This is a genomic window from Pseudomonas sp. IPO3774 (genome assembly GCF_013386835.1).
Taxonomy (GTDB): Bacteria; Pseudomonadota; Gammaproteobacteria; order Pseudomonadales; family Pseudomonadaceae; genus Aquipseudomonas.
Genome location: NZ_JACAQY010000071.1, coordinates 75,110 through 96,948, shown reverse-complemented (window position 1 = coordinate 96,948; position 21,839 = coordinate 75,110). Strand labels below are relative to the sequence as shown.

Here is a 21,839-nt window from a genome sequence, read left to right as displayed (position 1 = left end):
TGGCCAGTGACTCCTGCGGGTACAAGGCCGAAAAGCTCTCCAGGCAACCGCCTGCAAGTGAAAGCGATTTGGCCTCGGGCTGGCAGTTTCCTCCTGACTGACTAACCTTCTACGCATCGGCCATCCTTGTACAAGTGTCAAGGGTCCACCTCAGGGACCTGAATCGGCGCGCTGGGTTGGCAAGTCATAAGGAGAGCTTCATGAATGGACTTATCTCAAGAGTCTTACTGGCGTTGACGACACTGGCCTGGGTGTCCGGCTCGCAGGCCGCGACCACCGTCACCGGTCAAATCAGTGCGTCGCTGATATTGATCAACAGTTGCCTGGTCAACGGCGTAGGAGGCACCACAGGCTTGAATTTCGGTGCGTTGAACTTTGGTACCGCCAACACCCTGTATACAGAGGCTGATGGGCAAGTGCTGGGCGGCGGCGGGGCGCCTTTGTCTATTCAATGCTCGGCGGGTACTTCGCCGGTATTGACCATCACGTCCGGCGCCAATGATGGCAAATCCACCGGTGGAACGCGTGCCCTGGCAGACGGTGCCGGCCACTTTGCGCCCTATGACATCTACACCGACGCCGCCCACACGCAAATTCTTGCCAACAACGGCACTATCAATCTGGCGGCCAGCACCGGGGTTGCGCAAACCGTGAATATTTACGGTAAATCCCCAGGCAAGGTGGGTTTGCCGGCCGGCACTTATACCGACACGATTGCGGTCACGCTGACGTTTTGAATATGAGGTATATCGCTTGCGGCAATCTTCGGATGCCAAGGGAAATAATTTATTTGCTGTTCCATTTTGAACTCCGTCTTCCATTTTTGAGCGGGAGACGGCATAGATTTATTGATTTTTAAATTGATCTCTACCTGTATCGCATTCACACCCCTAAAGACATCTACGGGATGACAGGAGTTGGATGATCAGGTGCATGCATCATGTTAATATCGCCACCCCTCGTGACCGAGGGGCCTCTGGCGGGCAGGCTGGTCGAGAGAAAATCCCCTTGTTTCCTGAGATTTATAGCTTGATGTGCCATTTTTAACGTCCATGGCATGATTTCGTGGGCGTTAATCAGCCGATATTCATTTTTCCATTTAAAGCTGCGCTTGCTATGGCAGCAGTTCAGAAACTATACGCCTCAAAAGGAAGAGTCATGGCCGTACCACGCATTATTTTCCCAATAGCCATTGCTGTTGTCGTGCTCGGAGCCGGCACGCTGATCTATCAGGGCCTCAACGGCACAAGCAGCTCGCTGAGCTGCGCAGATGATTTCTCGCAAGCCACGGTTATCGAGGGTGTTAAAGGTACAGTTGCCGGCGACACTACACTAGCCACCAGCCAGGCTGGTGAGTCTGGACATATTCCTTTTGCCAAGCCTTACCATTCGGTCTGGTGCAAATGGACTTCGCCAGAAGATGCAAGCTTCACATTTGATACCACAGGCTCAAAATTCGACACCGTGCTTGCCGTTTATAAAAGCACGAGCCTGAATTCGATGCCGGTGGCCGGCACGAACAATAACCAGTCGGAAAATGATGTAACCAGTGCTGTGACTTTTTCAGCCAAGAAGGGTGAAACCTATTCGATTGCCGTCGATGGGTTTGAAGGTGCTTACGGTAAGTACATCCTCAACTGGGCCAAGAAATAAGCGAACATGGCAGCTGTCGGCGGCCATTGGCTAAGGTGAAGGGGGACGACAATCCTCCACACCAGAAAACCCCGTAGATTAACGTCTACGGGGTTTTTTATTGTCTGCCGGTAAGTACGATGGGCGAAAAAACCGCAATCGCGGGCCTTCTCGCAGGGCAGCCCGACTTACTTGAACAAGCCGCCAATTGCGTTGATCGCATCCGCAGCCTTGTTCACGTTTTGCTGGCGCTGAGGGTTAGTGTCCACTTGTGCCTGAGTGTTGTAGGTGCTGTTGCTGCAGCTCTTGTTGGTTTGTGTCAGTGCTGCCTGGAACGCGGTCGCGCGCAACGTATCGCCCTTGGCATTGGCCGCATTGATATTGGTCTGCAGGTCGCGGATCTGTTGCTGGCAGGAGGCACTGTTGGCGTTGACGGTGTTGTTGCTGTTGCCGGCACCCCCCAAGGCAGATGACAGGGCACCGGTGAGGGCAGACAGGTCGGCGGCGTGGGCGGTCAAAGTGAACAGGCTGAACAGGGCGGCGGCTGGGGCGAGTTTGGAAAGACGCATGGCAAACCTCAATGTTTTATTGCCTGCGCATCTCCGGGGGCCCGAGCAGGCGCAGAACAATATCCGTATAGAGGTGAGCGCTCGGGTGGGGCGAAATATATTTGGTCAAATTTTGACCTTCAACCGTGAAACTCCATAAATGTGAGTTGTTTCACGTTGTTTGTCTGGCATTGACGACGTATCAAGGTGAGGGCACGAGCCCGAGTGATGCGCGATGCAAGCTGAAACGCCTGGGTGCTTCACTTGGCGCAACAAACACCCGATAGCTTCACCAGCAGTGTCAGCGCGACAATTGCCCAGCCAAAGTTGAGTGCGACAAACATCCATTCCGGCGGATTTGTACCCAGGAAAATCGTCGAGGTAACCGTCAAGAAAACCATCAAAAGACCAATTGGGAGCCAGAACCAGAGGTGTTTCTGGCGCTGGCACACCTCTATGTGCAGCGGGCTATCTTCATGGAGCGTCATGTGTTGTCGGCCTCGGTAACCTGCTGCTTCCCTGCCGATGTTCAGCTCAAGAGCGCTATCCTGAGCAATGAGTCCAGGTGATGCAAGGTGCATTCGCCGTTAGTGTCCATATGAATGGACTCCGGTCTTGCGTATAAGCGTATGGTGGGTGTTAAACACGGTTATTGAGGTACCCACCATGGACGACAAGCTCGGCGCCCGCCTGAAAGAAGAACGCAAGGTCCTTGGGCTTTCCCAGCAGGAGTTTGGTGCGATTGGCGGTGTCGCCGCCAATGCCCAGGTGCATTACGAAAGTGGAGTGCGGCTGCCCAAGTCCGATTACCTGATTGCCCTTCGGCGCAAGGGGGTGGACGTGATTTTCGTGCTGACGGGGGAGAGGGCGGCGATCAACCAGGACGACCTGAGTGAAAAGGAGACATCGATTATCAACCAATACCGCACGCTGGACTGCCTGGATCAGGAGGCGATTGCGCAAATCACTTCGTCGCTGTCCGCTGATTAATGGCACAGGGCAAGGAACCGCTTGATGTATAGCTGGCAGTGCATGTGCGCTATTACTGTTTGTTGAATGCCCGGGCCTGATGAAGTGTATGCCCGTATCTCCCGGTAGCTGTACGGGGCGAATACCGACGCAACGTTCTACTGTCTTGGCCACAGTACTTCGTTCGGATGTTGCCCATGTTCATGTCTTCAAGCCTGTTGTCAGCCTTTGCGCTGTTCGCCTTTGTCTCCTCGATTACGCCCGGCCCCAATAACACCATGTTGCTGGCGTCCGGGGTGAACTTCGGTTTTATTCGCTCGATCCCCCATGCACTGGGCATCAGCATTGGCTTCATGTTGTTGGTGATCGCCGTGGGCCTGGGCCTGGGAGAAGTGTTCAAGGCGTTTCCGTGGGCCTACACCGTATTGCGTTATGTGGGGGCGGCGTATTTGCTGTACCTCGCCTGGAAAATCGCAACGTCCAGCGCGATGTCCGATGACACCGATAACAAGCGCAAACCCATGACGTTTCTCGGCGCGGCGGCCTTCCAGTGGGTCAACCCCAAGGCCTGGGTCATGGCGCTGGGCGCGATCACCACCTACACGCCTGCCGAGGGTTATGTCACCAACGTGCTGTTGATTGCTGCGGTGTTTGCCTTGGTAAACCTGCCCAGCGTTTGCGTATGGGCCGGCTGTGGCAGCGGCTTGCGCAATGTACTGCGCGAGCCACGCTGGTTGCGGGTGTTCAACTGGTCGATGGCGGGGCTGTTGGTGCTGTCGTTGTATCCGATGTGTTTTGCCGGCTGACACGCCCTCTGACCTCCAGCGGGTTGCGTCAGCAGGCCATGGATCCTAGACCGGTGAGATGGTGGCCAGCAGACCAATTGCGATGGTCAGCGCAAGAAAACCGAACAGGAAAAATGCCATCTTAGCCATAAGGCCTCCGAAATGAACGGGCCGGCAGGACGGTTCCTGCCGGGCTCCACGGGCGTGTCGGGAGTGGGTGTATTGTCAGGGCAGGGCGGTTTTCGATACAGGGGCAGATGCAGAAGAAAAAAGCGTATCAGATGGGCCGGGGCGCCGCAGGAGCAGGAAAGCCGGGGATGATCATTTTGGGGTATCAGGGAATAAACAGCGGCTCAGTGCCTTGTGGGCGAGGCTGGTGAAGGAACTAACCTTTTGCGCGGAGTATCGTATCCACGATTTTCGTGGGAGGTTGAAGGCGAACTGCGTCGTGCGTGGCTATTCTCAAGCGGCGCTGGGAGGGTTCCTTGAAGTGATTTCATCGGGGCGAGTAGGCAAATGGGCAAGACATTGGCTGCGCTGTCGTTTTTGATGACCCTGGTTTGGGTTTCAGTGGTTATTGCGGTAATGACTTATTTTTCCTGATGCAGGTGGGGCACGGGTGCGGCACCTGGTGAAGCGGTCGGTATCGCCATTGCCCACTCCCGCCTGCAAAATCTGTAGATGACTGATCTGGCGAGCTTTTTTGTTTGCCAGGGCGCCGCTTGATTGTTTGAAAAAGCCCGCACCCGACCTTGCATCGAGGGGGCTTGATCTATATATTCCCTAGCCTGCTGCAACGCGCAAGGGCTTTTAACGCTGCTTGGCCTGCTGCATAGCGCTACCGCCCGAATGGCGAAACTGGTAGACGCATGGGACTTAAAATCCCCCGCTCGTAAGGGCGTGCCGGTTCGATTCCGGCTTCGGGCACCATCATATTCAAGGGTTTGCTGGGTTTTAGGACTTGGCTGGCTCTTTGTTTTTTTCCGCAATATTCTTCTCCTTTCCGCAATTCACTTCGTCGGCGTAACTTTTTTGCCGATGCGTTTGCGAATGTAGTTCTCTGTCATCACCACGGTTGTGTGTCCAAGCTGATCTCTGGCTTGCAGAATATCTCCGCTTGATTCCGCCTTATCGGTACCAGCCTTTGCGCGCAGGTCCCGCATCTGAAAGTCTGCCTTTTTTACGCCGGCAGCTTCTCTCGCAGCATCAAATCTCCCCCGTAACATACTGCTGGTCATGGGCTGCCCGTTGTCCATTACGATGAGTTTGCTGGACCGGATTTTATGGCTGTCTTTCCTGGCCAGTATTCGGTCGATCACAACCTTCAACTCCCCAACGATTTCAATTCGTCGCTTGGCCTTGGTTTTTCCCTGCTGCACAGCAAGGCGATCCTCCCTGATATCGCGCTCATCCATTTTTAGGGTGTCAGCGATACGCTGACCTGTCAGGTAGAACAGATCGAGCGCGTCTTTTAGCGGCTGGTCTGCGTGCAAATACACCATCGCGAGCATTTCATCTTCGACGTAGATGTCACGTCCGCTTTCCTTATTGCCTTTAACACCGGCGCAGGGATTGGCCAAGGACGTGTAGCCGCTGGTCCTGGCGAAGTTCCAGATCGAGCTGAGCAACGCTTTCTCGCGATTTGCACGCACAGGAGCAGTCTTTCCTCGATGTCTCAAGTACTGAGCAACGTGCTGGGGCTCAATAGCTTCCAGCGGGGCTGGTGGGTCATTGAAAAAGGCAAGTAGCTGCTTCAGCTCTCTGGCGTTGTCTTTCTGCGTCGCCGGCGCTTTAGTTGGAACAACTTCCAGCATGTATTTTTCAGCGACATAGGCGAAAGTCAGTACATCCTGCGCCATGGCCTGGGATACACGGCTTTTTTCGAGCTTTGCATATTCCAAAATTGCCAGCCCGTAGTCCTTGCCCAATGGTATTTCTTTGCGTGGCGTCCCGCCTGTGTCGTAAAGGTAATACGTCGTGTCGCCACGCTTCCTTTCGCGTAGCCGGGGAATGCTCCCAGGCCGGGTTGGTTTTCGTCCCATCTACCCCACCAGCCGCGGTTGCCATTTCGGTTTTTCCATCACGCCGGCAGCCTCGCCAGTGAGTGCAGATGCGATGACGCAAGGCCACCCGCTGCGTTTGATGGTGTGGCGAATGCCGTTTCTTTTGAGAACTTGCACCTGGCCTGCTTTCGTTTTCGCGCCGGTAAGCGTGCAAACCTCTTCATGCGATAGGAAGTGAATACCGTCCATAACTACCTCCCACCGGCCGCCGTGGGCCGGGCTGTCTTGATGATGTGAATGACCAGGCTGAAGGTGATCAGCATCCAGCCGCAGGTGCCGGCGAAGCCGTAGAGGATGTCGGCCGTTTCGCCATCCGCCAGAAGGCGTGGGCCGAGCCAAAAGAACCAGCCGGCGGTGCCGACCAGGTACAGCAAAGCGCCCACCAGGATCAGGGTGAGTTTGATTGCGAACATGTGGTGTCCTTGCCGCGCTGGGCGGCAGAAGGTGGGTTAGGGTTATGCTCTTTCGCAGAGGTCCAGGCCGATCTGGCTTACGCGATCGACACAGGCGGGGTTAAGCCAGATGCATTCGGTTCGGTTGGCGGTGCCGCGCCCTGCGCTGATGCGGGCGGATGTGCTGTAGCTGGCCCAGCCGGGTAGCAGCTCCGCGTACAGGTCACTCGGGTAACCCGATAGCACGACCATTCCTTCTAGCTCGAGCAAAACGCCGAGTAGATCTCGATGTGCGGCGTCATCCATCTCGTGTCTGTAGTACCGTCCGCTCGACGCGCCCTTGTACCTGGTGTCATGCACATAGGGCGGGTCGACGTAGTGCAATGTCTGCGGCCCGTCATGCGCCTTGATCACTTCGATCGCGGGGCGGTTTTCGATTAGGACGCCGCTCAGCCTCTGGCCAACCTCGGCGAGCTGCTCTGGATAAGTTGCCCAAAGTGATTGCGCGGTGCCGTACTGGCGTTTTGTATCGATGCGAAAGCCGGTGACGCCCTTGGTGGCACCGGCGGAGCCGAAGCCCATTTGCGCCCTGATGATTGTTCGTCTTGCACGCTCGATTGGTTCGGCGCTCGACTCCCAGGACAGTTCGAACTCTTCGCGGGAATAGGGCGTGAATACCAGGCGCTCGACCAGTCCCGATCGCGAGTCCTGATCTTGCAAAACCCTGAACAGATTCACGATGTCGCCATCGAGGTCGTTGTACACCTCGGCATACGACCGCGGCTTTTGCATCAGCACGCCAGCGGCGCCGCCGAACGACTCTACGTAGCAGGTGTGCGGTGGGAAGTGTTGCAACACCCACGGCGCAAGCCGGAACTTGGCGCCGTGGTACCGGATGACCGGGGCGGTGATGGTCATAAATATTTTCCAGGCGTGCGCCCGCCGCTCACCGGCAGGCATCTAGGGGAATGGAGTGATGGCTTTTTGCTCGGGTATCTCGACCCTTTGGATGGGTGTACAACAGGTGTTCAAGTCGTTGCGACTGTGGGAGGACGCGTGTCACACAACCTAGATGTGCCGATCGCTCATGAGTACCGAGGTCACACGGTATTCCTCAAGTTCGTCTGGAAAAGGCCGAACGACCCGGTGCCTACATCCGCGACAATCATCGAGCCCGTGGACATACACGGAATGGGTGAAGTCGCAGCTGAGATAACAGGACCGTGGTCCGATTACCCGGCGGCCCTGGACGAAGCGATGTCGGTCGCAGAGCGCTGGGTTGATAGTCAGTTGCCCTAGTCAACCTCGACAAGATGCTGTTCTTGAGTTTCATTTCTGAGGCGTGTCAATATTCCTGCGCCCATAAAGGAGTGTGCGGATGAGTACTTACTGGAGTGAAATCGCTGATCTGGCTCGCCAAGTGGCTAGCGCGAGCAAGCGTTTGGAAGATTTTTTCCAGCGTGTTCCTGATCCGTGGAAGGCGGCTGACAAGAAGGCATTCGCTGCTCTACATGCCGATCTTCTTCAAGCCCAAGATGCCTACTCATCATTTGAGCACTCCAAGCTCGACGTTTAAGTACCTTCTGATAAGGCCAGGCACGTAGGGGGATTGGGGTTAAACGAGTTCGGCAGGGACGCTGCAGGTCTTGCCGATGGCTACCGCCAGTACGGCGCGGCACACCGCAATCGCTCGCGTCTCGCCGTGAACGCGCTGAAACGGATCGCGCTTCGTGTCGGCCACCCAGTTAACGGCGTGGCCGGGCTCGACCCACACGGCGTACTTGGCGACCAGGCGCTCGCACTGTTCGGCGTCCACCGGTGGCGCACAGAAGGCCAGTTGCAGTTGGCCGGTCGCCGGTGACGGGGAACCTTCGATTGACTCTACGGCCCAGCCAAGCGCAGACCCTGCCAGATCTTCGGTTCGAATGCTGACCATGCGACTCATGGCCTCGGCCCCTTGTAGATGAAGACGTAGGCGAACCAGAGGGTGGCGATCATGGAGTCACCCCATCAGATTTGTATTTGGTCAGCCGCCACTTGGTGTTGTTGCTCTGGCTGTGGTCCGACTCGACTAGGCCTTCACGCTTCATCAGTTCCAGCTCGCGGCGGATCTGTTTGGTGGTGAACGGCTCGATATGGAACCGGAACCACCAGGTGCAGAACCAATTGTCGCGGGAGCCGCCGACGCCGCTCATGTATGTGGTGGTGCGCTGGCGTAGGGTCATGGCGTCACCCGCTGGCCGAGCATCACGTCGGCGACAATTTCCCAGAGCTGGGCCGGTGACCACTGGTACCGGTCGAAGTCTGTGTCCGGCTGAACGCCATAGGTGCAGGTCGAATGCGCGCCCGCCGGGTACTCTCCGCGCTTGGCCATGATCGTTGCCACGCGTCCGTCACCACCGGGTTCGGTGCGGTGGAAGTCATACGCGATGGTGTTGTAGTCGTTGCCGGCCTCGATCCTGAATGTGCCGTCCGGCACCAGGTTGGCTCGGCCGTCTGGCGTCCAGGGCCTGCCGCCGCCCGCGGTGCGGACGCCTTCGTGCAGGTACAGCATGTATTCTCCGTCATCGCAGAGCTCAAGTTCGAAGCAGTGGTTGATCTGTGTGCCCACGATCACCCGCGACATGAAGTTGAAGCGGTGGTCATGGATGGCCGAGTGCTCAAAGCAGGCGCGGCGCGGTAACTCTGAGTGCCAGACATGCAGGCGCTGATTGCCTTCCAGCTGGACCTGCACAAAGCCCAGGCCGTGCAGTGTGATCTTGTCGGTCATTACGTCGTCGATGATGCTCACGGCAACACTCGTCCTTGCCGCTATAGCGGCTGACTTTGAAGGGGGAGGGGATGAGCAGAAATATATAAGTACATCGCACTCAAAGCCGCGAAATAGGCCCATACTCCGGCGCTTTGGGGGGCTCGGAAATGTTCACTCGCGGTAGAACCTTTTGGACTTGGGCAAATCCGCACCTTCATTGCCGAACCAAAGATGAGCGTCTTGCTGACGGCGCTCAGGTCAACGTTCAGGTGCGGACTTCAAGCACAGGCGCTGTGCAGCTGTTTCTTGGGTTATACGCTCCGAAAGGAATTATGATTTTTGAGGAGTCGTTTGACTCACGGCCTGGCCAAACAATGACGCAAGCGATGGAGTGGGGCATATCCAGAGCAAAAGAACTCTGGACTACCTCCAGGGAAAAATCTCTGAATACGCGTAAGTTTTCAAAGCTCCCTCGATCGATATCTGAGTAGTCCACGTGACCGCTCATCGCTCTATTTGAGTGCGCACATGTAATTAGATGTCACTGCTTCGGTGGGAACATTCCGGGGCCTCCGGCAATAACCGCCGCAAGGCGAATTTATGAGCGGAATAGATGACTTCAGATTCAAATCTCACCAGCTCTTAATCGAGCTCGACGCAGCCACCAGCAAAATGATGATGATGGTTTCTGCGAGGGAAGTTTCGGGGCTTGACTGGGACGCCGCCACGTTGCGCCATCACGATGCCTTTGAGGCATGGAACTCGTTTCTCAACTCCCCCAACGCACTCTTGGATGGCCCGGTACCTTCGGTTTGATCGCCGGCAGGCATGTAGGGGGATTGGGGTTAGGCGAATTCGGCGGGGACGCTGCAGGTCTTGCCGATGGCTTTCACCAGCACGGCCCGGCACACCGCGATTGCCCGGGTCTCGCCGTGCACGCGCTGGAACGGATCGCGCCGCGTGTCGGCCACCCAATTGACGGCGTGGCCGGGCTCGACCCAGACGTCGTACTTGGCGATCAGGAGCTCGCACTGGGCTTCGTCCACCGGTGGCGTGCAGAAGGCCAACTGCAGTTGACCGGAGGCCGGCGTTGGCGCGTCTTCAATCGATTCGATGGCCCAGCCCAGCGCGGCACCGTCCAACTCTTCGGTGTGGACGCTCACCATTCGGCGCATCAATTCGATTCCCCCTCGATAGTGATGCCAGCAGCGTCGACTGCCTTGAAGCACGCGCTGCGCATGCGATTTGCGGCGTGGTATCCGTCCATGTGGCTGTCGTCGATAGCCTCTTCTGGCTCATCCGGAACTTGCGGTACCGGCGGCAGCTCCACCACCAGCATCTCGCGCGAACGCTTGAACCAGTGCCACGCCTTTGCAATACACGGATCGCCGTAGCTTCCGTTCGAGAGCCGGCAATTCTTCACCAGCGCCGGGAGCCGGTGTGCATGGGCGCAGTAGTCGGCTTCGAACTCGTCCTGCATTGTCTGCGTCATAGCCTCGGCCCCTTGTAGATGAAGACGTAGGCGAACCAGAGGGTGGCGATCATGGCTGCTGCTCCTTTTCGAAGTGGAACACCACCGGCGCGCCTGTCTCGGCGATCAGCCCGTAGGACTTGGCCAGGCGATAGATGGGGTGGTAGCTGTTGAGGGAGTTGATGTGCCCGGCGATCCACGTCCGCCAGCCTTCCAGGGTTTGGCCACCCTTGCTGATGTTGCAGGGCGCGCAGGCCGGCATCATGTTCTCCAGCACGTCATGCTCGGGGCGCAGCGGCTTGCCCGAAACCAGCTTCCAGGTGCCGGCGGCGGTCTTCTTGGACAGCAGCTCACGGACAACCGGGGCCAGGTGATCGGCGTGCCATCGGTCGCCCAACAGCACGCCGCAGTAGGCGCAGTGCCCGCCGTACTTCAGGCGCACTTGCTCGCGCTCAGCTTTCTTCAGGCGCATAGGTATCCTTGCCGCTATAGCGGCTGACTTTGAAGCGGGAGAGGGAAATTTGCTCTGGTCGACCTTCTGCCTGAGAATCCCGCATCTACTGCGAGAGTTATCAGGATGAAGGTTAGAACCAGCTGGTTGGAGCGGATAATCGTTGGAATATGTGTTGTGATCGCGATATGTGGCGCGTTAGCCGGTTATTTCTATGACCCGCCATGGCTGAATAGGGCTGGCTCGGTGATCATTGTTATCGGGGTGATCGCGGCGTCTGTCAGACTTCAGGAAGTGCTGACCTCTCAAATAAGTCGCTTCCGAGAAATGAGCGATGAAAAGCAATTGCAAGAGCTTTATGAGGTGCATGAGCGTTTTTTTGGTCGCCCTCTAGACGCCGCATACAAGAAAGGTTTGGAGTCGCTGGTAAATAAAGGGCTGGAGACAATGTTCGCCAATTACATTGAGCGACGAGTCAAGCGGCTCAAGTCCGTGGAGTTGAGCATCCTCATTGCTGGCACCCTGATAAACGGTTTCGGAGATCTAGTAGTGCTAGGCATGCAAAAGCTGTCTTAGGTCCGATACAGCTTTTGAGGTGACGCGTTGCGACGTTTTCTAGCTGCTTACTGTGTTGCCCATCGATACCAGATCATGGGCATTCACAACCGTCATGCCGGAGAACTCTTCGGCAGTAGGCAAGTCTTCAAGGCAGCCGAATATCGGCATTCCCAGCTCGCGGGCCCGATGCACCTCGCCCAGCGTGCCGGCGCTGTACCGCCAACCATCAATCAGAACAACTGCGTCGCATCGCTCCATCAGAGCCAGTGTGCCGTCTAGGAAGAACTGGTCCTGATCGGGTAGCTCGTCATCGAAGTGAGCGGTATTGGTGTGTGGGCAGATTGGAAACCAGCCCAAACGCGCCGTGGAGACGGCTACGGCCCTCGCTGCAGATATGTTGTCGGCAATCTTTTCCCGACTGGACGCCCGGTATGGGCCAGCCACATACACGACAGGGATTTTGCTGCGCATGGTTGCCGGGTTGCGACCGTGGTTTCCGTGGTACTTGTGCTGCAGCTCAAAAGATCTCCGCGCTGCCGCGGCCTCAAACAGCGAATCAAATCTTCCGAGGAAAATCTGCCTGTTGTTTTGATAGGCGTATGCCTTCCAGCTTGAACGCTCATCCCAGGAAACGCCGCGAACACCGGTCAGGTTCCCGCTATTGAGTTTTTGGTTCCTGGCGTTTTCCAAGTAAGTGACGGGCCTGAGGTTGCACCACCGGTTGTCCGCGCGATCGCCGTTTATGTGATCAACCAGGTCAGGAGGAAACTCACCGACCATAAAAAGGAAAGCAAGTCGATGTAGGTAGTAGGGCTTTTTGTCGATGACCGCCTTCAAATAACCCTTCCGATCTTTGGTGTTCGCCACGCTGCCGGCGGCAGTTCGACTGCGACCGATAACCCAGGTGAACACTCCGGTGACCGGGTTGTAATGCAGCAGCTCTTTCAGCTTTGCCTGAGATATGGACATTACGAGTTCCTGCCGGGCCATGCCCGGGGTGTGGTGCTACGATGGCCCCTTCCTCTAAATGGGCTGGACCATGACCAAGCACGATATTTACGATGAGATCGAAGGCTTTCAGGTTTGGAACTACATGGAGTGCGACAAGGACGAGGAAGGCCGGGAGACCTGGCGTATCAACGTCGAGGTAAAGCGCGGTGGCGAAGTGGTGGTGCCGGTTGTTGCGGGTGACCGAACCTATGTTGACCGTGGCCTGGCGCAGGTGGCTGGGCGTGAGGTCGGGTCAAGGCTGATTGCAGGTCGCTCTGCCAAGTAGGTGTTCCGCCTATGCAGCGAGGCGCTGGTAAAGCTCGATGATGTCCGCAGCGTTTGCTCTGACCAGAGCTTCGGCTTCGTCTGGACAAACGCTGTTGCCGATCAGCCTGACCTGATTCGTCTTGTTGATAGGCAGCCACTGTTCGGCGCCGGTCACAGGATCAACGAATAGGCCTCGGTCAATGATGTAGTCCTTGTCGAATCCTTGTGCGGCCTTCAGCTCTGGCGGTTGCAGCATGCGCAAGGTGATGTCGACCAGCACATATCCGCCGATCATGATCATCTCGGCCGGCTCCTTGAAATGCTCCGGCAGATGTTCATGCATGAAGGCGGCGCAGCGGCGGGCACCTTCCATTTGCTCGGGCGTTAAGGTATCCGGGACTTGGACAACTTCGACCAAAGCAACTCGGTCTTTTGTCGGCAGTGTGTGCATCGGCTCTGTCAGCGAGACACCACCCTTATCGCACCCGTAGTACTTCACCAGATATGCAGTGGCGATGCGCTGATTGGCTCCCGACTGGCAAATGGTAGAGGTGGGCTGGTAAGCGGATCGCCCGTCACCCTTGTAGAAACCGCCATTGGCTTGCTCGAAAAACGCCGCCGTTACCGCATGATGGCCGGTGCTGGTTGCAACCACGCCCAAGGGGCCGTCGACGTCAGCACCAACTGAGCCCTTTCGCAAAGTGACCATATTTGCTGCGACGATCCCGTGTCGCGCCGCACCGGCCAGCACAGTCTGAGCAGGATCATAGGGAGAGCCTCCCACAGCGTTCTGCCCGAATGCCGTCATATGCCCGCAAACAATGGCCTGTTCGCCGCGATTGGCGCCGGTGACCGTGCGGGCCGACTCATCTGGCGAGTAACCGCTGCGTTCACCATGGTGTGTGAGGTGGGTCAAGTGACACGCCGCCATTGCGAAGTGGCCACCTTTTACCTGGGCAACTTGAGTTCTCAGTGCTTCCTGAACATCGAAGTTGCGCTGCGATGAACCGTTGGCACATTCAGTGAGAAACGGCGCTGCCACGGGTTGCACCAGGGCGTGGTGTGTGCCGCCGGCGCTGATGGTCGAAACTGACTCATCCACGCCGTGTGTACTGGTGTGCGCTTCCGACGTCCCGCGCATTGGCACAATGAATGGCTTGTCGCTGGTAATGACGTGGCGCCACATCCCCTTGGCCACCCGGCGGCGGGTATGCAGCGCCATTGGCTTGTCTCGGAAAATCGTTTTGCCCAGGTTGCTCCAGTCAATGCACTCGGCCGCCGTGCGCCAGGGTTGCTGTTTCGCTGTTGGCTTCTTGTGCCGAATCGGCCCCGGCCAAACAATCGGCATACCATCGCTGCGCGCTACCAAGTACAAGCGTTTACGAATGGTGGGAGCGCCGGCGTTTGCCGCGATACGCTCCCGCCATTCGACCTTGTAACCAAGGCCTCGCACCAAGGCTTCTTTGGGCACGTATTCGCCGATGGCCTCCAGAATTTCCGGCATATCCGGATGATCATCCGGCAGCCCTGTGCTGAGCGCCGAAATGAATGACTTGAAGGTGCGCCCGCGCTGGGCCTTGATGGGCTGGCCGCTGTCGTCGATTGGGCCCCAATCGCAAAACTCCTCGACGTTCTCCAGGAACATCAGGCGAGGCCGGGTGGCATGCGCCCAGCGAACAACAACCCAGGCCAGCCCGCGCACTCCACGGTCGCGCGGTGCACCACCTTTGGCTTTGCTGTGGTGGCGGCAATCAGGCGATGCCCACAAGATGCCGACTGGCTGCCCGCCGGTTGCCATGACCGGGTCAACCTCGAACACATCGGCAACGTAGTGAGCCGTCTGCGGGTGATTGGCTCGGTGCACCGCCAGGGCAATCGGGTTGTGGTTTACCGCGACGTCTGGCTCACGGTACGCCCGGGCAATGCCGGTACTTGCACCGCCACCGCCGGCGAACAGATCTACCACCAGCTCTTTCTGGAATGGCAGGCCCATGCTCGGTTGGGCATGGATGAATGGGGGCTTCTTCTGTTGTGCGGACATAGAGGATCCTCGCCGGCTGGCGTGATTCGTAGATATGAGGTATTTGTGTCTGGCCCGGCATGAGGTCGGGTCATGGAGTGAAAATGAGTGAATTGGCTGGGCAGATAGGAAGAAGAACGGGTTACGCGATTTTATGGCCGCTGCTTATCGGCCTTCCCGTTGCGTTGTTTGCAGGTGGGATTGGTGTCGCCACATTCACCGCAGTGGCCACGCTTTGGCTGCTCGTGGCGATTTTTTTAATTATCGGTCCTGACAGTATTTCGGAGATATCTTTCTGGAAAGCCTCCATAAAAACCGATGCCAAGGCCGCTAAGCAGGCTCGCAATGAAGCGGAGGCAATTCGTGACGAGCTCAAACAAGTGGCCCGCTTGAATATTGAAAACGTTTTTGTTCTGAACAGCCTGCTAGCCGGGATTTACGCGTCGGGCGGAAACCCGGAGCTGCCCGGTGCGTTCGGTCATGTCGCAGCGAATCTAGAGGCAATGACGCCACTTATTTCAACCGATCCAGTCGTTGTTGAGGCATGGCAAGAGAGCATGAGAGAGGTCATGAAGGCTGGCTAACTATGGAGCCGGATCAAGGAGTATTGGTTGTTCCGCAGTTCCGGCAGTCTTCCCGATAGCGCTGCGCGTCACTTATGAACCGACCACAGCCGCCGCAGTTGAACATCATCATTCTCGGCTTTTGCGGCTTTGCCAGTTTTATGCCGGTGCCTCGCAAGGCCTCCTTGATGTTCACGTCGTCGCGCTCAACCAAACGGCGGGCGAACTTGTCGATGTATGGTTTAGGCCACACAACGGCGCCTGTTTGCCCCAGCTTTCCGATCCAAGTAATGGTGTGCACTCTTGGCACCACCACGGCTTTTGACAGGTCGCTAGTGAACATTCCGTCATCACAGAGCCAAATCAGATTGTTACCGTTCCAGCACTGCGGCTTTTGGATGTAAAACTCTGCTGCGTCAGGGTGCTGGTCCAGCGCCTCGCCCAGCGTCACATATTGGCAGTCAACACCTAATCGCGCCCTGGCATCCACGTAGGCCTTGGGCCACGGTATGTCCGTGTCGCGGTGATCGCAGGCGCCGTCCCTGGTGAATACCTGGGCTTTAGCCAGGTCGGTCACATATCCAGAGCCGCCCACACCCCAAAACGACAGGCCGTCGCCGACATAAGCGTGACTCCGGCTGTCCTGTAGATAAAACTGGTCCATGGAGCATCTCCAGTCAGGTGCCGCACTCTGTGAAGAGCGCGGCGGCTCGAATCAGGCGGCGGCGCGCTTGAGCTGATCAGTGAGCTGCGTCGGCAGATTGCGCAGCGTTAGAGTGCCACCAGCCTGGTCAAACTCGATCTTGTCGCCCAGCAGGTGGGCATCGAAGCTGATCGACATGCCTTCGGTACGGCCGGTGAACCGCCGGAATTTGTTGAGCGTCTTTTTATCCGGTGGCAGCGTGTCGGACAGGCCGTAGTCCTTTGCCTTGATGAAGTCGTAGAAGTTCTTCGGTCGGTCTTCGTCGATCAGGCCCGACAGCTCGTCGAGCGTGATCGGCTCCCCGATTTTGGCCTGGGCCATTGAATAGTTGACCAGGGTGGCCGTCTTCTCACGGGCCGCCTCATCGACCATGTCCTCGCTCTCAACAAAGTCGCTGAAAGCCTTCAACAGCGTGCGGGTTTCGCCCGGGCCGTCGATTCCTTCCTGGCAGCCGATGAAATCGCGAAAGTACTCGTTGAACTTGCGGCCCTGCTTGCCCTTGAGGTAGGAAATGTATTGCAGCGACCGCGGGTTGTTCTGCCATTCGCTGATATTGATCCGCGCGGCCAGGCGGATGTGGTCCAGGTCCAGGCGCTTCACTGTCATCAGGTGGAGTTCTTCGGTCATGGTCACCGCTTCTGTTTCCTGTACCAGGGCGATGACCAGGTAATCGGTCATACCTTGCTGGTAATGGCAGAAGAGCGCGTGCCCACCCGTGGTGAGGTTCGATTCTTCCATGAGCCTGGTCAGGTGCTCGACGGCTGTGGTGCTGAACGCCAGGAAGTCGGTTACTCCGGCCATGTACTTGCCGAGCCAGCCGCTGAATGGGAAAGCGCCTGACTCGTGATGGAAGAACCCCCAGCCCTTACCAGCGGTGGCGTTGTAGCTTTCGTTAAGTTGGCTCATCAGGTCGTCGCGGGCCTGGCTTTCGACCTGTTCGGATGCGCCCAGGATCAGCACAGCCGGGCTGCCGTCGGGCTTCTTGTCGATCTTGTGGATGACGCTATGGCGTACAGGCATTTCGTTTACTCCAGGTAAGCGCCGCCCTCCGGTTAACGGTGGTGGCAATTTGGTTTGGGTTGGGGTATTACGGGTTACCGGCATGGAGCCGGATCAAAAGGGAATTGGTGATGGCAATTGAGCCGCTAGATCTGTTTAAAAATGCTGTAAAACGAGCTGACCATTTTCTGGATCTTTATGATTTAGTTCATGACTCGCGCCAAAGAGCCATCCGAGATGACTGGCGAACGTCCTTTCTTAGTTTTATGCGCTGGCCAAAGGCAGAGAAAATTGTCAGGATCGATGGCAAGGACAAAAAAAGCTTATTAATTATTAGAGAATCTGTGGGATTAACCCGAGAGTCTTTTACCCATGACTATGCCTCTGAGCTTCTGAGGGGGGCGATCTCAGCATCTGTTTCCGCTCTTGATCGATACAGTCATGAATTAGTTATAAAATATTTTTTGAAAATATTGAATTCGCCGATAGAGCAACAAACTAGAGAGTTCAAATCAATAAATTTGCCCATTAATGCAGTTAGGAGGGCGATTGAGCGTATCAGGGAGAATCGTGCGGCGCGCCCAGGAAATTCAATTAAAGAAGAAGTGCGTAAAATACTTCATCGAGATTTCACCTTTCAAAATTCTTCAAATATCACGAAGGCTTCAAGGATATTAGGAGTTGATGATTTTTGGAGGAAGATGTGCATTGAGTACGGTGGGGGCATAGGCAGTCAACAGCTACAGGATCAATTGAATTCTATAGCGAAAAGGCGAAACCAAATCGTTCACGAGTCAGACCTAATAATACAGGAAAGGGCTCGTGAGGTGAAAATGCGGCCTATTACCAAGCAAGAGGCATTAGACGCCGTGACTTTCCTAAAAGCTTTTGTTACTGCAATGGAGAGTGTCGTTGTCGCAGAGATGACGTGAACACAAGATTTTAGAGAATCAATTCCGCTCTTTGACTTTAGCTTGCAAATATTGGCACGAGAGAGTCGATATTCAAAGTGAGGCAATCTCAGATAAAACGAGATTGCTTCTTTGTCTATGAAGTACAGCCTCTATTCAATTTCTTTTTTCTGAAATTTTTAAGTCTCACGTTTTCGCATATCATAATTACGCAGCGCGGATAACTCTAAGCTGCGGTCAGTTCGTAGTCGCCCATCAAGTCCATCTTCATGATGGCGATCTGAAAGACCTCGCTGATGATCGGTGTCTTGCGTCTGGCGTAGATCCGCGCCATGGCCTACCTCTTCTATTCCGCTGGCCGGCAGTGCGAGCCAGGTTTGACGTTTGCGTTGCTGGATGCGGGCTATGCGGCGCATGAAGTGCTGCCACGCCGCGCTTTGGGATAGTCGATGCCGTGGGCGGCGATGATCCGCTCGAAGGCCTTGTTGCCGATCGCCAGCTTCCCGCAGCACTGCCGGCGGGAGATCCCCAGTTCCTTGAAGGCCTTGATGCGCTCGGCGAACTTCGCATCGCGCTCCTCATCGACCGTGTTGTGCACCAAGTTCCGGGCGCCGCCTCTCGTTGGCGCCTTGAACGTGATGTCGTACCGGGCGGCGTAGTTGTAGATGAGCCGACGGCTGACACCGATGGTGGCTGCTACTTCGGTTTGGGTGAGGGTGACGCCAAGCTGGCGTATCTGCTCAGCCAGCTTGAGTCGCTCCTGGGTGCGGATGTCGTCCTTATCGAGTGGTAGGGGAGACGCTTCAACCCGCCGCCGAACAAACGGCTTCGGTGCTGGCGGCTCCTGGGGCACATACACGACGGGCTTCGGTGGCGGCGGAGGCTCGGCAATTTCGATTTCGCCGCCGGCCGCTACAAACTGGGCGACCTGGGCCGCCAGTTCATCCGAGGCCGGGCGTAGTGCCTCGACCAGGCTGAGGTTGTTGCTGATCATGATGGCCTCACTTGATCCGTATCGAACTGTCGCCGCGCTCCAGATGAGCCCAGGTTGGTTCGGGTAGAAGTTGGTGTTCGGCGTCTTCACCGGCGGCCATCCGCTTGCGCACAGCCTCGTTGTGATCGCGGATTTCCTTGAGCTTGGAGGCGATGGCTTTTTTGTCTGGGGTGATGCTTGATTTCACAGAGGTCAACTCATCCGGCACCGCATCCTCGTTGTCAACGATCACCCGTTCGCTGCCCATGGCCAGGGTGATGGTGAACAGCGGCCGTTTGATCGACTTGATGTTGGCGGCTTCCATGTTGCGGCGCAGGTAGTCGCTGATCTGCGAGACGCTGTTGGACTTGATCCGTTTGAGTTCGGCCAGGCGTTCGATCTCGTTGTCGATCGCTGTCACGTCGCTTTCGATGTTCCGGCGCAACATGACGATGTTGTCGGCCTTGTCGTTGAAGTCGCCTTGAACCTCGTCCATGGCGTGCTGCAGGGCCTCTTTCAAGCCGTCGTCGTCGGTGTCGGCCATGGCCTGGAGTTCGGCGAGCTTACCGGTGAGTGCGTAGAGTTGAGTCATGCTGCGGCCTCCTTGCTTTTTTCAAGCACAGCTTTGCGCTCCTCGAATGCTCGAGTGATTCGCGCGATGAAGGTGGGTTCGTTGCGGCGAGTTGCCTCGCGGATGTATTTCACGTTCAGCGTCTTCAGCTCGTAGGCTGTTACTGCCTTGCCGAGGGTCTCTACCGCCGATGCTAGCCAGTCAATGCGCTCCTGCTTCTGGCGCACTATTTCGGCATCCTTGTCGGCTGCATCTTCAAGACGCTCATCGTCTTTGAGCTGCTCGACATAGCTGGCGTCATCAAACATGCCCAAGAACACGTCCGCGCTGAAGCCAAGCATCGACAGCGACTTCTTGATGGCATCGGTCAGCGACTTCTTCGGCGCCTCGCCATCTGTTGTCGTGCCGAACTTCGATTTGTAGAGGTAGCGAGTGCAGCCGTACTGCTCAATCTCGCCGCGCTTTCCGTCCAGCTCGAACCAGAAGCGAATTTTTATGGTGTGGTTGAGCTCACGGCCCAGCACCAAGCGTTTGTCGCCTTCGCCGCTGACCATTTCTGAGCCTTCGTCGAAGCGCTCTTCCATTACCGACCAACCAAACCCAATTCCGACCGGACCGAATACTTCGGTGGCCTTCATGATCATCGCTGTACCGTTCAGGCTGGTGATCTTCTGGCCGCCAACCTCCGCAGCTTTGGTGTAGCGGGTGTCGGTCGTGCTGACTTTTTCCCAGATCTGCATGTTCGTCGACATCACTTATTCCTCCAGCCGTCAGCACGCTTGACCAGCTCCTTGAAGGAAGCCGCGGGCAGCCTGCTCATGTATTTTTTGTTGTCGCGATACCATTCTTCCAGGGCAGCTTTGGGCGTCTGGATGGCCACGACGTGGGCGACCTGCTGTTTGTATGAGGTCGAGTTGGCGACTTGCGAGTGGAATGTCCGGCTCACCACTACGGTGTTGGTCATTCCCTGCTTGACCAGGGTGTTCAGCTCTTCCTGGGATTGAACGGCAATGGCGCCCGGGTGCTTCTGCTGGAACAACCTGTAGCAGGCCTCTCTCACAAGCTCGGTGCTGCCGTACTCGACGTATTCAACGTCGGGAATTCCTGCCTCGATCTTCTCCGCCACTTCATCCAGGCGCCCGGTGTCGATCCAGGCGTTTTTAGATACCTGTTTCAAGTCCCAACCGCTGACCGTCTGGCGATCACGCTCAAGCTGCAGGTGTTCGGGAAGGATGTCGTAGCCGTAGGTCAGGTCGGTTTCGCAAACAAACAGCGTGCCGACGTAAAGCTTTCCGGGCCGGGAGGGCAGGATGTGGCCGTACTTGGTGCCGATCACGTCGCTCATTGGTGGCTGCATGCGCAGGCACATGCTGCGGATTTCCGCTTCGTCATCATCGGTGAGGCCGGAGACGACGAATTCAACACCCTGATTCTGCCGGTGCGCCGGGGTCTCGTTGATGCATAACACTTCGGCGTCGAACTGGTCGCTGTGCCGGAACTCTGGTACCCATTGTTTGTTGCCGTTCAGCACCTTCACGTCGTAGCCATTCCGGGTCAGCACCAGCAGGGCGATTTTGTAGCCCTCGCCGAAGCTGCCGATGGCATCGGAGCGGTCAGCCTTGGAGGTGCTGCCCAGCACCAGCGTGCTGGCCTCGAGCCTTGCAAAGCGGCTGGTGATGAACAGCTGGCCGTCAGCGAAGGCGTATTCGAAAGGTGACTCACTATCCAGGGCGTTCTGCACCAGTTCCCGGATGGCCTCTTTCAGGCCCCAGTGGCGGACGTAATCGCGGGACAGGGGAAGTTCGTAGGATTTGGAACGGATTCGATCTGCAATTGCTGCGAGCATGACTATCTCCCGCGCCATCCTTGCGGGGCGCTGTGAGGCATTGGTTATTGAGTAATTCGATCAGCGAGGGCGCTGAGCAACATCAGAAAGGTGCAGACGGAGAGGGCAGAGAAGGAGCCGCGCCAGATGAGTAGGCGCCGGGTGCGCTGGTGGGTGGTCATGGCGCGCAGTGGTATGCGCCACCATGCCCACGGTTGCAGTAAAACTTACCGTCGTCAGCGTTGGGAGGTCCGTATTCGCTCCCGCAGGCGCACAGGACTTCCTCTTCTTCCTCTGGATCTTCAGGCTGATCGACCACCTGGCAATTCGTGCCGCCGCAGTGAGGGCATTCAGTATGGGTGAGCTGGCTCATCGGCCCCATCCAGCGAATCCCTG

Annotated in this window: 31 protein-coding genes and 1 tRNA gene; 12 read left to right on the top strand and 20 right to left on the bottom strand. The window is 56.7% G+C overall.

The window, feature by feature from the left end:
- Positions 1-200 precede the first annotated feature (200 nt).
- Positions 201-737: a spore coat protein U domain-containing protein gene (locus tag HYE77_RS31350; RefSeq protein ID WP_032899364.1), complete on the top strand. Its 537-nt coding sequence runs from the start codon at positions 201-203 to the stop codon at positions 735-737.
- Between the two features lie 421 nt (positions 738-1,158).
- Positions 1,159-1,653: a hypothetical protein gene (locus HYE77_RS31345; protein ID WP_087693941.1), complete on the top strand. Its 495-nt coding sequence runs from the start codon at positions 1,159-1,161 to the stop codon at positions 1,651-1,653.
- A 167-nt stretch (positions 1,654-1,820) separates the two neighbouring features.
- Here the strand turns inward: HYE77_RS31345 and HYE77_RS31340 are convergent, their stop codons facing one another.
- On the bottom strand, positions 1,821-2,201 hold the full coding sequence (locus HYE77_RS31340; RefSeq protein ID WP_177021944.1) for a DUF1090 family protein: 381 nt from the start codon (positions 2,199-2,201) through the stop codon (positions 1,821-1,823).
- A 239-nt stretch (positions 2,202-2,440) separates the two neighbouring features.
- Positions 2,441-2,761, bottom strand: a complete 321-nt coding sequence (locus HYE77_RS31335; protein ID WP_177070483.1) for a hypothetical protein — start codon at positions 2,759-2,761, stop codon at positions 2,441-2,443.
- 85 nt (positions 2,762-2,846) lie between these two features.
- Between HYE77_RS31335 and HYE77_RS31330 the strand changes: the two genes are divergently transcribed.
- The 3 genes from HYE77_RS31330 (at position 2,847) to HYE77_RS31320 (ending at position 4,864) form a co-directional block, all read left to right on the top strand.
- Positions 2,847-3,170: a helix-turn-helix domain-containing protein gene (locus HYE77_RS31330; RefSeq protein WP_177070481.1), complete on the top strand. Its 324-nt coding sequence runs from the start codon at positions 2,847-2,849 to the stop codon at positions 3,168-3,170.
- Positions 3,171-3,346: 176 nt separating this feature from the next.
- A complete protein-coding gene (locus HYE77_RS31325) occupies positions 3,347-3,955 on the top strand; it encodes a LysE family translocator (RefSeq protein WP_177070479.1) in 609 nt (202 codons plus the stop codon).
- Between the two features lie 822 nt (positions 3,956-4,777).
- Positions 4,778-4,864, top strand: a tRNA-Leu gene (locus HYE77_RS31320).
- Positions 4,865-4,944: 80 nt separating this feature from the next.
- On the opposite strand, the gene xerC is transcribed toward HYE77_RS31320, so the two are convergent.
- The 4 genes from xerC to HYE77_RS31300 are packed head-to-tail and all read right to left on the bottom strand — an operon-like array spanning position 4,945 to position 7,307.
- Positions 4,945-5,976 (bottom strand): tyrosine recombinase XerC, encoded by a 1,032-nt coding sequence (gene xerC / locus HYE77_RS31315; protein WP_102368912.1) that lies wholly within the window; start codon positions 5,974-5,976, stop codon positions 4,945-4,947.
- Positions 5,977-6,186: a DUF4224 domain-containing protein gene (locus HYE77_RS31310; protein ID WP_177021937.1), complete on the bottom strand. Its 210-nt coding sequence runs from the start codon at positions 6,184-6,186 to the stop codon at positions 5,977-5,979.
- A gap of 2 nt (positions 6,187-6,188) precedes the next feature.
- Complete coding sequence (locus HYE77_RS31305; protein ID WP_177070477.1) at positions 6,189-6,410, bottom strand: hypothetical protein; 222 nt, start codon at positions 6,408-6,410, stop codon at positions 6,189-6,191.
- A 42-nt stretch (positions 6,411-6,452) separates the two neighbouring features.
- Complete coding sequence (locus tag HYE77_RS31300; RefSeq protein ID WP_177070475.1) at positions 6,453-7,307, bottom strand: DNA adenine methylase; 855 nt, start codon at positions 7,305-7,307, stop codon at positions 6,453-6,455.
- A gap of 460 nt (positions 7,308-7,767) precedes the next feature.
- Between HYE77_RS31300 and HYE77_RS31295 the strand changes: the two genes are divergently transcribed.
- The gene (locus HYE77_RS31295) at positions 7,768-7,965 is read left to right on the top strand and encodes a hypothetical protein (RefSeq protein ID WP_177067438.1); all 198 of its coding nucleotides are present in this window, start codon (positions 7,768-7,770) and stop codon (positions 7,963-7,965) included.
- Between the two features lie 39 nt (positions 7,966-8,004).
- Here the strand turns inward: HYE77_RS31295 and HYE77_RS31290 are convergent, their stop codons facing one another.
- From HYE77_RS31290 to HYE77_RS31280, 3 genes are read right to left on the bottom strand one after another with little or no spacing between them, the layout of a single operon-like run.
- On the bottom strand, positions 8,005-8,334 hold the full coding sequence (locus HYE77_RS31290) for a hypothetical protein (protein ID WP_177067437.1): 330 nt from the start codon (positions 8,332-8,334) through the stop codon (positions 8,005-8,007).
- A gap of 49 nt (positions 8,335-8,383) precedes the next feature.
- Complete coding sequence (locus tag HYE77_RS31285; RefSeq protein WP_177067436.1) at positions 8,384-8,614, bottom strand: hypothetical protein; 231 nt, start codon at positions 8,612-8,614, stop codon at positions 8,384-8,386.
- Positions 8,611-9,159, bottom strand: coding sequence for a hypothetical protein (locus HYE77_RS31280; RefSeq protein WP_177067525.1), 549 nt, complete (start codon positions 9,157-9,159; stop codon positions 8,611-8,613). The genes HYE77_RS31285 and HYE77_RS31280 overlap by 4 nt, the downstream gene beginning before the upstream one ends.
- 149 nt (positions 9,160-9,308) lie before the next feature.
- Here HYE77_RS31280 and HYE77_RS32785 point away from each other — a divergent pair, with 149 nt between their 5' ends.
- Both HYE77_RS32785 and HYE77_RS31275 read left to right on the top strand, forming a co-directional pair.
- Positions 9,309-9,632, top strand: coding sequence for a hypothetical protein (locus HYE77_RS32785; protein ID WP_256344569.1), 324 nt, complete (start codon positions 9,309-9,311; stop codon positions 9,630-9,632).
- A gap of 109 nt (positions 9,633-9,741) precedes the next feature.
- The gene (locus HYE77_RS31275) at positions 9,742-9,957 is read left to right on the top strand and encodes a hypothetical protein (protein ID WP_177070473.1); all 216 of its coding nucleotides are present in this window, start codon (positions 9,742-9,744) and stop codon (positions 9,955-9,957) included.
- A 29-nt stretch (positions 9,958-9,986) separates the two neighbouring features.
- Here the strand turns inward: HYE77_RS31275 and HYE77_RS31270 are convergent, their stop codons facing one another.
- From HYE77_RS31270 to HYE77_RS31260, 3 genes are read right to left on the bottom strand one after another with little or no spacing between them, the layout of a single operon-like run.
- Positions 9,987-10,316 carry a hypothetical protein gene (locus HYE77_RS31270; protein WP_177070470.1) on the bottom strand — a complete coding sequence of 110 codons (330 nt, stop codon included), beginning with the start codon at positions 10,314-10,316 and terminating at the stop codon, positions 9,987-9,989.
- Positions 10,316-10,633, bottom strand: coding sequence for a hypothetical protein (locus tag HYE77_RS31265; RefSeq protein ID WP_177070468.1), 318 nt, complete (start codon positions 10,631-10,633; stop codon positions 10,316-10,318). Before HYE77_RS31265 ends, HYE77_RS31270 begins: the two co-directional genes overlap by 1 nt.
- A 49-nt stretch (positions 10,634-10,682) precedes the next feature.
- The gene (locus HYE77_RS31260) at positions 10,683-11,084 is read right to left on the bottom strand and encodes an HNH endonuclease (RefSeq protein WP_177070466.1); all 402 of its coding nucleotides are present in this window, start codon (positions 11,082-11,084) and stop codon (positions 10,683-10,685) included.
- A gap of 105 nt (positions 11,085-11,189) precedes the next feature.
- Here HYE77_RS31260 and HYE77_RS31255 point away from each other — a divergent pair, with 105 nt between their 5' ends.
- Entirely contained in the window at positions 11,190-11,639 is a 450-nt protein-coding gene (locus HYE77_RS31255; RefSeq protein ID WP_177070464.1) for a hypothetical protein, read from the top strand.
- Positions 11,640-11,678: 39 nt separating this feature from the next.
- Here the strand turns inward: HYE77_RS31255 and HYE77_RS31250 are convergent, their stop codons facing one another.
- Positions 11,679-12,590, bottom strand: a complete 912-nt coding sequence (locus tag HYE77_RS31250; RefSeq protein ID WP_177070462.1) for a DUF1937 family protein — start codon at positions 12,588-12,590, stop codon at positions 11,679-11,681.
- A 70-nt stretch (positions 12,591-12,660) separates the two neighbouring features.
- On the opposite strand from HYE77_RS31250, the gene HYE77_RS31245 reads away from it, so the two are divergent.
- On the top strand, positions 12,661-12,897 hold the full coding sequence (locus tag HYE77_RS31245) for a hypothetical protein (RefSeq protein ID WP_068967770.1): 237 nt from the start codon (positions 12,661-12,663) through the stop codon (positions 12,895-12,897).
- A 9-nt stretch (positions 12,898-12,906) separates the two neighbouring features.
- On the opposite strand, the gene HYE77_RS31240 is transcribed toward HYE77_RS31245, so the two are convergent.
- The gene (locus tag HYE77_RS31240; protein WP_177070460.1) at positions 12,907-14,919 is read right to left on the bottom strand and encodes a DNA cytosine methyltransferase; all 2,013 of its coding nucleotides are present in this window, start codon (positions 14,917-14,919) and stop codon (positions 12,907-12,909) included.
- Positions 14,920-15,002: 83 nt separating this feature from the next.
- On the opposite strand from HYE77_RS31240, the gene HYE77_RS31235 reads away from it, so the two are divergent.
- Positions 15,003-15,482: a hypothetical protein gene (locus HYE77_RS31235; protein WP_068967265.1), complete on the top strand. Its 480-nt coding sequence runs from the start codon at positions 15,003-15,005 to the stop codon at positions 15,480-15,482.
- Between the two features lie 13 nt (positions 15,483-15,495).
- Here HYE77_RS31235 and HYE77_RS31230 read toward each other — a convergent pair whose 3' ends face one another.
- Together HYE77_RS31230 and yejK are read right to left on the bottom strand one after the other, a co-directional pair.
- Positions 15,496-16,125: a hypothetical protein gene (locus HYE77_RS31230; RefSeq protein WP_068967264.1), complete on the bottom strand. Its 630-nt coding sequence runs from the start codon at positions 16,123-16,125 to the stop codon at positions 15,496-15,498.
- A 51-nt stretch (positions 16,126-16,176) separates the two neighbouring features.
- A complete protein-coding gene (gene yejK / locus HYE77_RS31225; RefSeq protein ID WP_068967263.1) occupies positions 16,177-17,184 on the bottom strand; it encodes a nucleoid-associated protein YejK in 1,008 nt (335 codons plus the stop codon).
- A 110-nt stretch (positions 17,185-17,294) separates the two neighbouring features.
- Between yejK and HYE77_RS31220 the strand changes: the two genes are divergently transcribed.
- A complete protein-coding gene (locus tag HYE77_RS31220) occupies positions 17,295-18,095 on the top strand; it encodes a HEPN domain-containing protein (protein WP_068967262.1) in 801 nt (266 codons plus the stop codon).
- 382 nt (positions 18,096-18,477) lie between these two features.
- On the opposite strand, the gene HYE77_RS31215 is transcribed toward HYE77_RS31220, so the two are convergent.
- The 4 genes from HYE77_RS31215 to HYE77_RS31200 are packed head-to-tail and all read right to left on the bottom strand — an operon-like array spanning position 18,478 to position 21,464.
- Positions 18,478-19,068 (bottom strand): hypothetical protein, encoded by a 591-nt coding sequence (locus tag HYE77_RS31215; RefSeq protein ID WP_177070355.1) that lies wholly within the window; start codon positions 19,066-19,068, stop codon positions 18,478-18,480.
- A 7-nt stretch (positions 19,069-19,075) separates the two neighbouring features.
- A complete protein-coding gene (locus tag HYE77_RS31210) occupies positions 19,076-19,639 on the bottom strand; it encodes a siphovirus Gp157 family protein (RefSeq protein WP_177070458.1) in 564 nt (187 codons plus the stop codon).
- Positions 19,636-20,370 (bottom strand): hypothetical protein, encoded by a 735-nt coding sequence (locus HYE77_RS31205; protein WP_218174623.1) that lies wholly within the window; start codon positions 20,368-20,370, stop codon positions 19,636-19,638. Before HYE77_RS31205 ends, HYE77_RS31210 begins: the two co-directional genes overlap by 4 nt.
- Positions 20,370-21,464, bottom strand: a complete 1,095-nt coding sequence (locus HYE77_RS31200; RefSeq protein WP_177070454.1) for a hypothetical protein — start codon at positions 21,462-21,464, stop codon at positions 20,370-20,372. The genes HYE77_RS31205 and HYE77_RS31200 overlap by 1 nt, the downstream gene beginning before the upstream one ends.
- Positions 21,465-21,839 lie beyond the last annotated feature (375 nt).

What these genes read in the sequence shown, in the direction of transcription:
- HYE77_RS32785 (WP_256344569.1), top strand. Translation starts at nt 9,309, where the DNA reads ATGTTCACTCGCGGTAGAACCTTTTGGACTTGGGCAAATCCGCACCTT.
- HYE77_RS31350 (WP_032899364.1), top strand. Translation starts at nt 201, where the DNA reads ATGAATGGACTTATCTCAAGAGTCTTACTGGCGTTGACGACACTGGCC.
- xerC (WP_102368912.1), bottom strand. Translation starts at nt 5,976, where the DNA reads ATGGGACGAAAACCAACCCGGCCTGGGAGCATTCCCCGGCTACGCGAA.
- HYE77_RS31330 (WP_177070481.1), top strand. Translation starts at nt 2,847, where the DNA reads ATGGACGACAAGCTCGGCGCCCGCCTGAAAGAAGAACGCAAGGTCCTT.
- HYE77_RS31285 (WP_177067436.1), bottom strand. Translation starts at nt 8,614, where the DNA reads ATGACCCTACGCCAGCGCACCACCACATACATGAGCGGCGTCGGCGGC.
- HYE77_RS31245 (WP_068967770.1), top strand. Translation starts at nt 12,661, where the DNA reads ATGACCAAGCACGATATTTACGATGAGATCGAAGGCTTTCAGGTTTGG.
- HYE77_RS31345 (WP_087693941.1), top strand. Translation starts at nt 1,159, where the DNA reads ATGGCCGTACCACGCATTATTTTCCCAATAGCCATTGCTGTTGTCGTG.
- HYE77_RS31240 (WP_177070460.1), bottom strand. Translation starts at nt 14,919, where the DNA reads ATGTCCGCACAACAGAAGAAGCCCCCATTCATCCATGCCCAACCGAGC.
- HYE77_RS31310 (WP_177021937.1), bottom strand. Translation starts at nt 6,186, where the DNA reads ATGGACGGTATTCACTTCCTATCGCATGAAGAGGTTTGCACGCTTACC.
- HYE77_RS31205 (WP_218174623.1), bottom strand. Translation starts at nt 20,370, where the DNA reads ATGTCGACGAACATGCAGATCTGGGAAAAAGTCAGCACGACCGACACC.
- HYE77_RS31270 (WP_177070470.1), bottom strand. Translation starts at nt 10,316, where the DNA reads ATGCGCCGAATGGTGAGCGTCCACACCGAAGAGTTGGACGGTGCCGCG.
- HYE77_RS31230 (WP_068967264.1), bottom strand. Translation starts at nt 16,125, where the DNA reads ATGGACCAGTTTTATCTACAGGACAGCCGGAGTCACGCTTATGTCGGC.
- HYE77_RS31335 (WP_177070483.1), bottom strand. Translation starts at nt 2,761, where the DNA reads ATGCACCTTGCATCACCTGGACTCATTGCTCAGGATAGCGCTCTTGAG.
- HYE77_RS31255 (WP_177070464.1), top strand. Translation starts at nt 11,190, where the DNA reads ATGAAGGTTAGAACCAGCTGGTTGGAGCGGATAATCGTTGGAATATGT.
- HYE77_RS31235 (WP_068967265.1), top strand. Translation starts at nt 15,003, where the DNA reads ATGAGTGAATTGGCTGGGCAGATAGGAAGAAGAACGGGTTACGCGATT.
- HYE77_RS31215 (WP_177070355.1), bottom strand. Translation starts at nt 19,068, where the DNA reads ATGATCAGCAACAACCTCAGCCTGGTCGAGGCACTACGCCCGGCCTCG.
- HYE77_RS31340 (WP_177021944.1), bottom strand. Translation starts at nt 2,201, where the DNA reads ATGCGTCTTTCCAAACTCGCCCCAGCCGCCGCCCTGTTCAGCCTGTTC.
- HYE77_RS31280 (WP_177067525.1), bottom strand. Translation starts at nt 9,159, where the DNA reads ATGACCGACAAGATCACACTGCACGGCCTGGGCTTTGTGCAGGTCCAG.
- HYE77_RS31220 (WP_068967262.1), top strand. Translation starts at nt 17,295, where the DNA reads ATGGCAATTGAGCCGCTAGATCTGTTTAAAAATGCTGTAAAACGAGCT.
- HYE77_RS31250 (WP_177070462.1), bottom strand. Translation starts at nt 12,590, where the DNA reads ATGTCCATATCTCAGGCAAAGCTGAAAGAGCTGCTGCATTACAACCCG.
- yejK (WP_068967263.1), bottom strand. Translation starts at nt 17,184, where the DNA reads ATGCCTGTACGCCATAGCGTCATCCACAAGATCGACAAGAAGCCCGAC.
- HYE77_RS31305 (WP_177070477.1), bottom strand. Translation starts at nt 6,410, where the DNA reads ATGTTCGCAATCAAACTCACCCTGATCCTGGTGGGCGCTTTGCTGTAC.
- HYE77_RS31265 (WP_177070468.1), bottom strand. Translation starts at nt 10,633, where the DNA reads ATGACGCAGACAATGCAGGACGAGTTCGAAGCCGACTACTGCGCCCAT.
- HYE77_RS31200 (WP_177070454.1), bottom strand. Translation starts at nt 21,464, where the DNA reads ATGCTCGCAGCAATTGCAGATCGAATCCGTTCCAAATCCTACGAACTT.
- HYE77_RS31210 (WP_177070458.1), bottom strand. Translation starts at nt 19,639, where the DNA reads ATGACTCAACTCTACGCACTCACCGGTAAGCTCGCCGAACTCCAGGCC.
- HYE77_RS31300 (WP_177070475.1), bottom strand. Translation starts at nt 7,307, where the DNA reads ATGACCATCACCGCCCCGGTCATCCGGTACCACGGCGCCAAGTTCCGG.
- HYE77_RS31295 (WP_177067438.1), top strand. Translation starts at nt 7,768, where the DNA reads ATGAGTACTTACTGGAGTGAAATCGCTGATCTGGCTCGCCAAGTGGCT.
- HYE77_RS31260 (WP_177070466.1), bottom strand. Translation starts at nt 11,084, where the DNA reads ATGCGCCTGAAGAAAGCTGAGCGCGAGCAAGTGCGCCTGAAGTACGGC.
- HYE77_RS31290 (WP_177067437.1), bottom strand. Translation starts at nt 8,334, where the DNA reads ATGAGTCGCATGGTCAGCATTCGAACCGAAGATCTGGCAGGGTCTGCG.
- HYE77_RS31325 (WP_177070479.1), top strand. Translation starts at nt 3,347, where the DNA reads ATGTTCATGTCTTCAAGCCTGTTGTCAGCCTTTGCGCTGTTCGCCTTT.
- HYE77_RS31275 (WP_177070473.1), top strand. Translation starts at nt 9,742, where the DNA reads ATGAGCGGAATAGATGACTTCAGATTCAAATCTCACCAGCTCTTAATC.